Annotated in this window: 9 protein-coding genes; 1 reads left to right on the plus strand and 8 read right to left on the minus strand. The window is 62.2% G+C overall.

Features of this window, described 5'->3' with window-relative positions; genetic code table 11:
* Window positions 1-168 precede the first annotated feature (168 nt).
* Window positions 169-5085, plus strand: coding sequence for a DUF4082 domain-containing protein (locus tag CGK93_RS14470; protein WP_089595437.1), 4917 nt, complete (start codon window positions 169-171; stop codon window positions 5083-5085).
* 156 nt (window positions 5086-5241) lie between these two features.
* Here CGK93_RS14470 and CGK93_RS14475 read toward each other — a convergent pair whose 3' ends face one another.
* The 8 genes from CGK93_RS14475 to coaD all read right to left on the minus strand — a co-directional run bounded on the left by CGK93_RS14475 (window position 5242) and on the right by coaD (window position 11622).
* A complete protein-coding gene (locus CGK93_RS14475) occupies window positions 5242-6270 on the minus strand; it encodes a TolB family protein (RefSeq protein ID WP_089595438.1) in 1029 nt (342 codons plus the stop codon).
* The gene (locus CGK93_RS14480; protein ID WP_089597473.1) at window positions 6267-7490 is read right to left on the minus strand and encodes an MFS transporter; all 1224 of its coding nucleotides are present in this window, start codon (window positions 7488-7490) and stop codon (window positions 6267-6269) included. The genes CGK93_RS14475 and CGK93_RS14480 overlap by 4 nt, the downstream gene beginning before the upstream one ends.
* Window positions 7491-7575: 85 nt before the next feature.
* Window positions 7576-8298, minus strand: a complete 723-nt coding sequence (locus tag CGK93_RS14485) for a hypothetical protein (protein WP_089595439.1) — start codon at window positions 8296-8298, stop codon at window positions 7576-7578.
* A 183-nt stretch (window positions 8299-8481) separates the two neighbouring features.
* Entirely contained in the window at window positions 8482-9450 is a 969-nt protein-coding gene (gene mutM, locus CGK93_RS14490; protein ID WP_089595440.1) for a bifunctional DNA-formamidopyrimidine glycosylase/DNA-(apurinic or apyrimidinic site) lyase, read from the minus strand.
* A gap of 6 nt (window positions 9451-9456) precedes the next feature.
* Window positions 9457-10167 carry a ribonuclease III gene (gene rnc / locus CGK93_RS14495; RefSeq protein WP_089595441.1) on the minus strand — a complete coding sequence of 237 codons (711 nt, stop codon included), beginning with the start codon at window positions 10165-10167 and terminating at the stop codon, window positions 9457-9459.
* A gap of 23 nt (window positions 10168-10190) precedes the next feature.
* On the minus strand, window positions 10191-10394 hold the full coding sequence (rpmF, locus tag CGK93_RS14500) for a 50S ribosomal protein L32 (RefSeq protein WP_011775139.1): 204 nt from the start codon (window positions 10392-10394) through the stop codon (window positions 10191-10193).
* Window positions 10395-10427: 33 nt separating this feature from the next.
* Window positions 10428-10955 carry a YceD family protein gene (locus CGK93_RS14505; RefSeq protein WP_089595442.1) on the minus strand — a complete coding sequence of 176 codons (528 nt, stop codon included), beginning with the start codon at window positions 10953-10955 and terminating at the stop codon, window positions 10428-10430.
* Window positions 10956-11121: 166 nt separating this feature from the next.
* Window positions 11122-11622 (minus strand): pantetheine-phosphate adenylyltransferase, encoded by a 501-nt coding sequence (coaD, locus tag CGK93_RS14510; protein WP_026540246.1) that lies wholly within the window; start codon window positions 11620-11622, stop codon window positions 11122-11124.
* Window positions 11623-11628: the final 6 nt, after the last annotated feature.

Here is an 11628-nt window from a genome sequence, read left to right on the forward strand (position 1 = left end):
GCCGGATCCGGTCCCGATCTTCGGAACGTCGAGCCAAGTGCACAACGGCCCCGTGTTCCATAACTGAAGATCTTGGTTTGACCCTGGCTGGGGAGCGGCAAGCAGGGACCGTGCGTGAAATCGCGGACCCGCATTCGCATTTTCGGCGCGCCACCCCCAGGAGTTCTGATGCCCGGTACTTCAGCCAACCGACCCCAGCGAGTCCTCAGGGGTTTCCTCGTGCCCCTGGTGATTGCCACGGTGGCGGCCCTCTTGCCTCTCACTGCGCCAGCGGCGGTGGCTGCGGGTCCCTGCGACCCCGTAGTGAACCTCGTTGCCTGTGAGAATTCCAAGACCGGCAGTCCGCCGTCGGAGTGGGACATAAATGGTGCCGGCGACGACAGCATCCAGGGCTTCTCCACCGAGATCAGTGTCAATGCCGGCCAACCCATCCGTTTCAAGGTGGATACGAACGCACCGAGCTACACCATCGGGATCTACCGGACGGGCTGGTATGCGGGCAACGGCGCCCGCAAGATCGCCGATGTGACGCCATCAGTGTTGCGCCAGACACAACCCGCTTGCCGCAGCGACGTCACCACGGAGCTGTACGACTGCGGCACGTGGGCAGTATCAGCAACGTGGCAGGTACCGGCCACCGCTGTCTCAGGGGTCTACGTCGCGCTCCTCCGGCGTCCGGATACGGGGGCGAAGAGCCACATCACGTTCATCGTCCGCAATGACGGCAACCGTTCCGCCGTCGTGTTCCAAACCGCTGATCAGACATGGCAGGCCTACAACACCTACGGCGGCTCTGACTTCTACCAGGGTGCCGCGAACGGCAGGTCCTACAAAGTCAGCTACAACCGGCCCATGGCAACCAGGGATGGCCCTGGCGGCAGGGACTTCTACTTTTCCAACGAATACCCCATGGTGCGTTTCCTGGAACAGAACGGTTACGACGTCAGCTACATCAGCGGCCTGGATACGCACCGCAACGGCGCCGAGTTGTTGAACCACAAGGTGTTCCTCTCGGTCGGCCACGACGAATATTGGTCGGGGCCCCAACGGGCGAACGTCACTGCCGCGAGGGACGCCGGCGTCAATCTCCAGTTCCTGTCGGGCAACGAAATGTACTGGCGCACCAGGTTTGAGCCCTCAACCGTTGATAGTGCCGCCAACCGCACCCTGACCTGCTACAAGGAAACCTGGGGAAACGCCAAGATCGATCCCAGCACGGAGTGGACCGGCACATGGCGGGACCCGCGCTTCGCTTCCCAAGCCAACGGCGGAGGACTGCCCGAGAATGCCGTAACCGGGACAATCTATATGTCCAATCACTCGGACCTCCCCGTGACTGTCAAAGCGGACGAGGGCAAGACCAGGCTATGGCGGAACACCACCTTGGCTTCGATGCCGGCAGGTTCCTCTACAGCGCTTGCACCCCACACCGTCGGCTACGAATCCAATGAGGACCTGGACAACGGCTTCCGGCCTGCGGGACTCATCAGGCTGTCCACCACCGTGGGAAACGTGCCGGAATATCTGCAGGACTTCGGCAATACCGTAGCTCCCGGCAGCACCACCCACAACGTGACCCTTTACCGTGCAGCCAGTGGCGCGTTGGTCTTTTCAGCAGGCAGCGTCCAATGGACCTGGGGCCTGGACCAGGAGCACGACGGCGACGGCGCACCCGCCGATGCCCGCATGCGGCAAGCGCAGGTCAACATCCTCGCCGACATGGGTGCGCAACCCGCCACTCGCGCGGCAGGACTGGTTGCCGCAGTCGCCAGCACCGATACCACCAAGCCCACCGCTGCCATTTCCGCACCTGCCAACGGAGCTACCCTGGCGCACGGCAGCTCCGTCACCGTGACCGGCACGGCCACGGACGTGGGTGGCGTTGTGGCCGGCGTCGAAGTTTCCACTGACGGTGGAGCCACGTGGCACCCCGCCACGGGAAAGCAGAACTGGACCTACACGTACATCCAGAAGGGCCTCGCCACGGCCACCATCCAGGCGCGGGCCATCGACGACAGCGCAAACATCGGTGCCGCCGTCACCAGGAACCTGTCCCTGAGCGGACCGTACAGCGTTTTCGGCCAAACAGTACCTGCCGTCAAAGACTCAGGAGACGGTGGAGCTTACGAAATGGGTCTGCGGTTCACCCCGTCTGTAGACGGCTTCATCACCGGCGTCCGCTTCTACAAGAGCACCGCCAACACCGGCACGCACACCGGCTCATTGTGGAGCGCGACCGGCGAGCGCCTGGCGACGGCCACCTTCACCAATGAAACGGCCTCAGGCTGGCAAACTGCCCTGTTCACCCAAGCCGTGCCTGTTGCGGCCGGCCAGAAATATACGGTGTCCTATTGGGCACCCAATGGCCACTACGCCACCAAGGACCATCAATGGGCGAGCTTCGGTTCCACCGACGCGCCTTTGAAGGTTGCTGGTGGTTTCGGGGCTGAACCGGCGGGTGTCTACAGCACCTCGCCAGGATTCCCCACCACCAGCTTCAACGGTGGCAACTACTTCGCGGACGCGCTCTTCAGCACGGTAGACAGCTCCCCCATGACCGTCTCGGGCCACACGCCCATTCCGTCGTCGTCGAGCGTGTCCGTGAATACCAAAGTAAGTGCTGTCTTCTCCAAGCCGGTCACTGCGGCAAGCGTCCAGCTGACGTTGCAGTCGCCGTCGGGACCTGTGGCAGGCACTACGGCGTACGACGCCGCAACGCGGCGGGCCACTTTCACGCCGTCGAGCGCTCTGGCCTTCAGCACCCAATTCACCGCGACGTTGTCCGGCACCGATTCGATCGGCGGTCCGGTCACTGCCGGTGGCACCTGGTCCTTCACTACGGCAGCGACGTTGCCTGTTCCGGGCGCCTGCCCCTGCAGCCTCTTCGATGACTCCGTCACACCCGGGATCGCCGAGCTGCGTGAAGGCGTGCCGGTGACCCTCGGAGTGAGGTTCTCCAGTGTTTCCGCGGGTGAGGTATTGGGTATCCGCTTCTACAAGTCCGCTGGTAACACAGGTGCCCACAATGGAGCCTTGTACACAGCCGCCGGACAGCAGTTGGCCACGGTGGCATTCACCAACGAAAGTGCCTCAGGTTGGCAGACCGCCATGTTCAGCCAGCCTGTGCAGATGGCCGCGAACACAGAGTACATCGTGTCCTACAAGTCGCTGACCGGTACCTACTCGGCCACCACCAACGGCTTCGGGTCAGGACTCAGTGTTGGTCCGCTGCGGGCGGCATCGGATGCCGGCGCGTACACCTACAGCGGCGACTTTGCCGCTTCACGATCGACCACCAGCTACCTGGTGGACGTCGTGGTGACGGTTCCGAATCCGCCATTCACGGTCGGCTCACACTCGCCGCTGCCAAACGCTTCGAGTGTTCCACTGAACACCGCAGTCAGCGCCGTGCTGTCCGAGGCCGCGGTGGCGTCCAGCGTCAGCATGGCAGTAAAGGTGACGGGCGGCGCCGCAGTTGCCGGCGCGTCGGCCTACGACTCAGCTACCCGAAAAGTCACGTTCACCCCCACAGCTGCCTTGACCGCAGGGACCTCCTACACGGCCACCGTGACGGCAACGTCTGTCTCCGGACAACCGATGTCTGCTGGTGGAACGTGGACCTTCACCACAGTTCCAGCACCGCGTACTCCCGGCGTCTGCCCGTGCACGCTGTACCAGGACACAGTGACACCTGCAACACCCAACGCCGATGACGGAGTTTCGTTGTCCCTCGGCGTCAGGTTCGCCAGCGACACTGCGGGCCAGATCACCGGAGTGCGCTTCTACAAGGCGGCCGGCAACACGGGAACCCACACTGGTTCGCTCTACACGGCCACGGGACAACTCCTGGCCACGGTCACCTTCACCAATGAGTCGAGTACCGGCTGGCAGACGGCAACATTCAGCCAACCGGTGACCATTACGGCCGATACTGAGTACGTGGCGGCGTACAAGGCCCCCACAGGCAAGTACTCCTATACCGCCGGCGGATTCGGTGAAGGGTTCACCAGCGGGCCACTGCGTACGGCGGCTGACTCGGGAGCTTTCGGTTACAACAGCGACTTCCCGGGTTCCTCCTCTACCGCCAGTTACCTGGTGGATGTGGTGTTCGCCACCGCCTCGCAGCCCCTGACGATCTCCGAACAGGTACCGGCTCCCGGGGCCACGGGCATTCCAACGGATGTGAAGCCTTCCATCACCTTCTCCTCCGCCATCCGTCCGGGGGCGTCGTTCACGTTGACAGCGAACGGCAACCCGGTGGCCGGTACAGCTGCCCTCTCTGCGGACAGCCGGACCGTCACGTTCACCCCCACCGCGGCGCTGCCCAACAGCACCGTGATCTCGGCCGGCGTCAGTAATGTCGTCTCCCAACAGGGGCAGTCGTTCCCGACTACCAACTGGCAATTCACCACTGCGGCGCCCACCGTCCAGGTGTCCACGATCTTTGGATCGCTGACGCCCCAGGTAGTTTCCGCGTCCGACTTCATCCCTGTTGAACTTGGTACTGCTTTCAGTGTTTCGCAGGCAGGGAACGTGACGGGCATACGTTTCTACAAGGGGGCCGGCAACACCGGAACCCACGTGGGTTCGCTGTGGAACTCGGCAGGTACGCGCCTGGCGCAGGTGACCTTCACCAACGAAACGGCCACGGGCTGGCAAACTGCCACCCTCTCCGCGCCAGTGGCGTTGGTGACAGGCCAAACCTACGTGGTGTCCTACAGGGCACCCAATGGCCGCTACTCCTACACCTCTGCGTTCTTCAACCAGACCTACACAAGCGGGGTGTTCACCGCCAGTGGCCCGAACAACGGCCGCTACCGGTATGGATCCGGGGGCGTCATGCCAACCACCTCCTGGAATGCCACGAACTACTTTGTGGATGTGGTGTATTCCACCACTGCACCGGCACAGCAGACCGCGGCCCCGTCCCCGTCCCCGTCGCCCACAGCTACTCCGACGGCCACGCCCACACCGTCGCCCACGGCAACGGCGACGGCTACCGCTTCCCCGAGCCCCTCGCCCAGTCCGACTCCCAGTCCGACCCAGTCAGGTGGGTTGCTCTGCGGGCTGCTGAGGGTCTGCTGAGGGTCGGCTGACACACCGCTTCCGCTGGCGTCCAACCCCTGAACTCCGGGCCGGGCGCCAGCGGAGCTGTGCCAGGCATACTATTCACCGCGCTTCCCTTAGCCCATCCTCTTCAGCGGGCTCGCTTTGGCGTGAGTGCTTGCACCGTGACTGCTTTCAGCGAACGACGCTTGGAGACCACGCGTGGGCGATGAACAGGCTGGGCTGCGAGCCCGGTTCGGTGCCAAGCTGCCAAATGTTGCTGTCGCCTTCCACTGCATCATCTGCCAAGCCATAGAGAAGGTTCCGGTCATCAAGCCATTCGATCTGGTCATCCACGCTGCGCTTTTCCGCAAGAACCGTTTCCCGACCTGACGCGAGGTCAAGGACGGCGACCTTCCAATGGGCAACCAGCCCGCCGCCGTCGTTCTCCTTGTAAGCGATCCGGGTGCCGTCCGGCGAGATCGACGGGCACTCCACATGGTCGTGGATAGCCGTGAGGCTTTTTGCGGACAGGCTCCCCCGGACCAACCAGATACGGCCCGACGACGCCGCTGTGGCGTAGAAGACATCACTCTGTCCAGGGGCAAAGGTCACTCCCCAAATGTTCCTGTCCGTGGCTACCAGGCGCTCACCGTTAACCATCAACGCGAAGTCCTCAAGGTTTCCGGACGTACCCCCGGGCAAGCTGATTTCAGTGGCTGTGGAAAATCCCGAAGCAGCGTAGGAGTGACCCGTGACAAAGACGGTAGTAGCGATCATGGAGCCGTCAGCGCTGACCCGGGTCCTGCTCGGAATGCCCGGGAGGGGCCATGAACGCTGGATCTGCCAATCGCGGTTCATGACTGCTGCTTCGAAGGCGGTCACCAGCCCTCGGTTCGTCTTCAAGCACACCACGGTTTCGGCCGTTCCATGGACGCGGTCGCACTCTTGTTCACTCACCGCCCGGGTACCGCCCGGAGCGGACAGGGGCACAGTTGCCGCGTTGCCATAGCCCTGGCCCGACGCCGTGTTCCGGAAAAGGACAAATGGAGCAGCCGGAAGCGGCTGGCCGGCAGTGATACCTACGGACGAAGCCGCGGTCCTGCTCTCTTCGAACCGCTGGTAGGCGCCCACCGCATAGATTCCGGCTGCTGCCAGCACAAGTGCTGTCACGGCGAGGAGAACACCCCACCGCGCCTTGCTGCCGGTCAGTGTCCCACTCATGCCCCGCTGCCCGCGTCCTGGTTTGCGGCTGGCCTGGCACTTCGCAGGATCACGGTGACAGCCACCACTGCACAGGCCAGGAGACCGCTGGCCACTACCATCGCCGTCGGCGCTCCCACGGCATACCAGAGCACGCCAAAGCCCGCGGAGGCGGTCATCCGACTCAACGCCACCACCGTTTGGGCTGAAGCAATTCCTGTAGCAAGCTTCCCCGCCGGCGTGAGTTGGCTGGCCAAGGCGGCCAGGACGCCATCGGTTGCGGCATAAAACGCTCCCAACAAGACCAGGCATCCCACAGTGCCCCACAATCCACCGAAAGGTGCCGCAGCGAGAAGGTATGTTGCCAGCAAGGCGATATGCCCGCCCACGAAAACCGGAATTTTGCCGACCCTGTCAGCCAGCCGCCCCAGCGGAATTGCGAGGGCAAGGAACACCACATTGGTCCCGACGAACAACAACGGGAACCACTGGACGGCGAACGAATCCCTGGCCTGCAGAACCAGGTAGATGAAGCCGTCACCGATGGTCACCACACCCAGAAGGCCTGCGGCGATCAGCAGCTTACCCAGACCCGGTTCCTTCAAGTGGCTCCAGGAAAAGGCGAAGAGCCGCCGGTCCTCCCTTCCCTCAGTACTCTTCAGTCCGTGGGCCCGGATATCCGGCACGACCAAGGCCAGGACGGCGACCCCGATCACGGCGAAGGCAAGAGACACCACAAAGACGGTGCTGAATCCGTTGGGAATCATCAACAGGACAAAGAAAGCGATCAACGGCCCGGCCGCAGCCCCTATATTGTCCAGCATTCTGTGAACGCCAAAGGACCGCGCCAAATGTTCGGGCTGAGCGGACACCGAGATCAGTGCGTCCCTTGGTGCAGTCCGAATTCCCTTGCCGATTCTGTCGCCGGTCACAATGGCCGCAATCGCCCAGAAACCACCGGAAAAGAGGAAACCGATTCTCGCAAGCATGGAAAGGCCGTAACCGGCCAGCGCTATCCGTTTGGGATGCCCGCTGCGGTCGGCTGCCCACCCGGCCGCAATCCTGACGATGGCACTGGCGCCTTGGTTGATGCCGTCGATGAAGCCAAACGCGATAGTCGACAGCCCCAAAAATCCTGTCAAGTACAAGGGAAGGATTGCCGTGACCGACTCGGAAGAAACATCCGTCACCATGCTCACTATGCCCAACCACAGGATGACCGGGGACAAACGGAACGGCACCTCCGCTGCCAGTGCCGTTGCGTTGTTCCGTGACTTGTCCCGTTTACCGCCGCTATGGTCTGAAAGCGAAATGTACATCGAGTCCCTACTCCGCCCTCGTGTGCAGGCTGCCCAACAGCTGGAAGCGCGAGTTGCCCGTTCCCGTGGTGGACACTGAAACCGTCACCGTGTCAGCGCCCCGCACAAAGCGTGCCGCCACCGCGCCGTCCGCGGCCGGCGCGTCCTCGGTCCAAAAGCCGTGTGACACCAACGATTGGCGGAAGGAGTCCAGGACCTCAGCCCGTGGCTTGGCAATAATGCCGTCCGCTGCCAGCTGGAGGATGTCACCGGACGTGGAAACCGAGGTAGACCCGATAGTGGTCCCGGCAGGCAGCGACAGGACGCCGTCGGGCCAGCCGTCCACCAGCTCGCCTGACGCACTGCCGGGCTCAGGAAGTGCACCAGTGATGAGCGGTGCCGGCGCGGAAGGTTCAGGCAACCCTGTTGGCGTGGAAGTGACGGGAGGGAGGACTTCGAGGGGCTTGGCAGTAGATGCTCCCGCACTGCCTTCTGCGCCGCTTGTCGGGTTGCCGCTGCCCTCGGTTGCACTGCCCCCGGTTGCACTGTTGGCAGCGTCCGACGCCGTACTGCCGGAGGTCGGTGCGGCGGCGCCGGTGGAACCGGGGCCCCGGTCAGGGCTCGAAGTGGACGATGGAGGAGCTTGCGCAGACGTGGCTCCCGGCCTGGCCATCTGGTCGAACACTATGGCCGCGGCGGCAATGAGCACAGCAAGGCAGAAACCTGCTACGACCAGCCGCCGCGCCATCATGGCTTACCTGGACCGGCTGGGCCGCGGAAGTGGCAGTTGGATCCTGCATCAAGAACGGCCGCGGGTAGAAGAGACGCCACCCGGATTGAGGTGGCGTTCATCCTTGCGATGGCGATTCGACGCGCCAAGCTGTTCATGGGGACAGTCTGCCATTGCGATCCGGATTCCGGAACAGTTTTGGCCCTACCATCGTCCGTTCCGTGGCCGGGGTTGGCACACGGGACACGTATAGGAGGAACGGTTCATGAACTGTTCCCTTTTCATGACGCTGTGAAGGCCGATTGCCTCGCAACGGCCGCACAGTTCTCCGGCACGCCCGTACGCGTTGAGCGACCGTGCAAAATACCCGGAGTCTCCGTTGACATTCACGTAGAGGGAGTCGAAGCTTGTTCCGCCAGCGGCCAATGCGGCGTTCATGACGTCCTTGACCGCTTCAACCAGTTTCTCGGCATCCGCACGACGCATGGTGTCCGTAGCCCTGGCGTAATGGAGACGGGCACGCCATAAAGCTTCGTCCGCGTAGATATTGCCGATGCCGGAGATGACTGACTGATCCAGCAGCGCCCTCTTGATGCCCGTCTTACGGTTCTTGATCCTTCGGTAGAACGCGTCGAAGGAAAAATGGGGATCCAATGGATCCCGGGCAATGTGGGCAGCTTCCTCCGCGATCTCCGGAAGGGGTGTTTCGCCCAAGCCGCCAGGGCCGCCGTCGGGCGTCGGTACCAAGGATGTCACGAACAGGCCGCCGAAAATTCTCTGGTCCACGAACCGCAACTGTTCCGGCATACCGTCCACCGGGCTGAGCTTGATCCTGACTTTGAGGTGTTTTTCATCCGGAACATCCGGGTCCTGCATCAGCAGCTGGCCGCTCATTCCCAGATGGGCCATGAGAGCCACCGCGGGGAGGTCTTCAGCGGGGCCTGATTCGGTGTCAGGCAAACCCGGCATGGCAAGGGGCATCCAGAGGAATTTGCCTCTCCGCACCACATCCAGCACCGTGGCGTGTTCCAGGTTCCCGATGAAGTCTTCCGTTCCGAGGGCATGCCGTCGGATGGACCGCGGATCAAGGACATCGACGCCGGTCACGGAACGGCCGCGGACCCAACGCGCAAGGCCGCGGCGTACCACCTCTACTTCGGGAAGCTCAGGCATCGGGGCTCAAGCGGAAGCAGGTCCGGCAGCAGTCGGATCCAAGGCAGTCAGAGCACGCCAGGCATCAGCGGCGGCTTCCTGTTCCGCTTCCTTCTTGGAATGACCCGAGCCCCGTCCGTAGGGGGTTCCGCCGATGTTCAGCACGGCTTCAAAAGTACGGGCATGGTCCGGTCCGGAACCTTCCACGGCATAGTGGATGGCGCCCAGTTGCCGGCTGGCAGTCAGTTCCTGGATGCTCGTCTTCCAGTCAGTGCCGGCGCCAAGGGCTCCGGCGTCCTTGAGGAGCGGACCCACCAGCCGCATCACCAATTGGCGGGCGGTCTCCATGTCGTTGGACAGATAGGTGGCGCCAATCAAGGCTTCCATGGTGTCGGCCAGGATGGAGGCCTTGTTCTTACCGTCGGTCAGCTTCTCGCCTTGCCCGAGGTAGATGAACTCGCCAACGCCAATGGCCCGGCCGATCCCGGCCAAGGCGCGCGTACTGACGACGGCGGAGCGCCGCTTTGCGAGTTCGCCTTCAGGCAGCGTGGGGTTCTCACGGTACAGAGAGTCAGTAACGGAGAATCCCAGGATGGAGTCGCCGAGGAACTCGAGGCGCTCGTTGGTGGGAATCCCGCCGTTCTCATACGCGTATGAGCGATGTGTCAGAGCAAGACGAAGCGTCTCGGTGTCAATCGAGACACCGAGACGCTTCAGAAGCTCTTCAGTTGAAGACATCCTTAGTCAGCCTGTACGGCAGATTAGGCGTCTGCGACCTTGCGGCCCTTGTATTCAAGGAACAGCGCGGTGCCGGCAGAGTCAGTAACGACCTTTGCCTGGTGCGGCAGGCTGTAGGTAACCTGACCGTTTTCGATGGTCTTGACCAAGTTGGGGGCAGTTGCCTTCCACTGGGCACGGCGGGCGCGTGTATTTGCGCGAGACATTTTCCGCTTGGGAACAGCCACGGCTATCTCATTTCTCTCTTAGACGAACACTTACTAATCGGTTTGCCGGTCAGTCTTAGCCAGATCAGCTAGGGCAGCCCAGCGAGGGTCAATGACCTCGTGGTGGTGCCCCGGCTCGTCTTCCAGGCGCGCTCCGCATTCGGAGCACAGACCCTGGCAGTCTTCCCGGCACACCGGCTGGAACGGCAGCATAGTGACAACTGCGTCCCGCAACACCGGCTCAAGATCGATTAGATCGTACTCGACTCGACGTTGCTCTTCATCGTCTTCTCCGCCCGAAAGCTCTACGCCTTCATAGAAGAAAAGTTCTTGCACATTGACTTCAAGGTCATACGCAAGGGGATCCAGGCATCGGCCACACTCGCCGGTTACATCGACGATAACGGTGCCGGATACCAGAATTCCTTCGTGTACGGCCTCAAGGCGAAGATCCAACTCGATGTCCGAGCCTTCCTTCACGCCAATGAGCGCCACACCAAGGTCACTTGGCGCAGGTACATGCTCGTTGAGTGTTCGCATGGTCCCTGGACTGCGTCCAAGGTCCTTGACTACCAGCGCCAAGGGCGAACTTGCATCTCGCTTAATGAGAACTCCTGTAGAACATATGACCGACGTACCATCTTAGCCTGATCACGCTTGAGGACTCAAACTGACGCCGGGCGCGCATAAATGCGCGGTGGTTTCAGCTTGGGGCACTCCGCATAAGGGCGCGAGGTACCCATCAAGACTACCCCTTGCGCGGGTGTTCCGTTGCAGGCTCGCCAGCGAGGAGACGTTTCAGCACTGACTTGGGGACGAAATCCGAGATGTCCCCTCCCAAAACGTTGACCTCTTTGATGAGTGTCGAAGACAAGTGAACATAGTGCGCTTCAGCAGGAAGGAACACAGTTTCCACACCGGCCAGCTGACGGTTCATGGTGGCCATGGGCAATTCGTAGTCGAAATCAGAGGATGAGCGGAGGCCCTTGACGATGGCCGATACACCCCGGTGGCGGCAGTACTCAGCCAACAGTCCTTCGCCCATGGGCTCCACGATGATTCCGCGAAGGGACGCCAGCGTTTCGCGTGCCATTTCCATGCGGTCTTCCAGGCTGAACCTGTACTTTTTGGCGTAGTTGGTGGACACGGCCACAATGACTTCGTCAAAGAGGCCGGCGGCCCGGGCAATGACTTCGAGATGTCCGTTGTGGATAGGGTCAAAGGATCCAGGGCAAACCGCTCGTCTCATGAGACG

Source organism: Arthrobacter sp. YN, assembly GCF_002224285.1.
Taxonomy (GTDB): domain Bacteria; phylum Actinomycetota; class Actinomycetes; order Actinomycetales; family Micrococcaceae; genus Arthrobacter.

Bases quoted from the DNA above. Each gene is read 5' to 3' on its own strand.
- CGK93_RS14485 (WP_089595439.1), bottom strand. From the start codon at position 8,298: ATGATGGCGCGGCGGCTGGTCGTAGCAGGTTTCTGCCTTGCTGTGCTC.
- coaD (WP_026540246.1), bottom strand. From the start codon at position 11,622: ATGAGACGAGCGGTTTGCCCTGGATCCTTTGACCCTATCCACAACGGA.
- CGK93_RS14475 (WP_089595438.1), bottom strand. From the start codon at position 6,270: ATGAGTGGGACACTGACCGGCAGCAAGGCGCGGTGGGGTGTTCTCCTC.
- mutM (WP_089595440.1), bottom strand. From the start codon at position 9,450: ATGCCTGAGCTTCCCGAAGTAGAGGTGGTACGCCGCGGCCTTGCGCGT.
- CGK93_RS14470 (WP_089595437.1), top strand. From the start codon at position 169: ATGCCCGGTACTTCAGCCAACCGACCCCAGCGAGTCCTCAGGGGTTTC.
- rnc (WP_089595441.1), bottom strand. From the start codon at position 10,167: ATGTCTTCAACTGAAGAGCTTCTGAAGCGTCTCGGTGTCTCGATTGAC.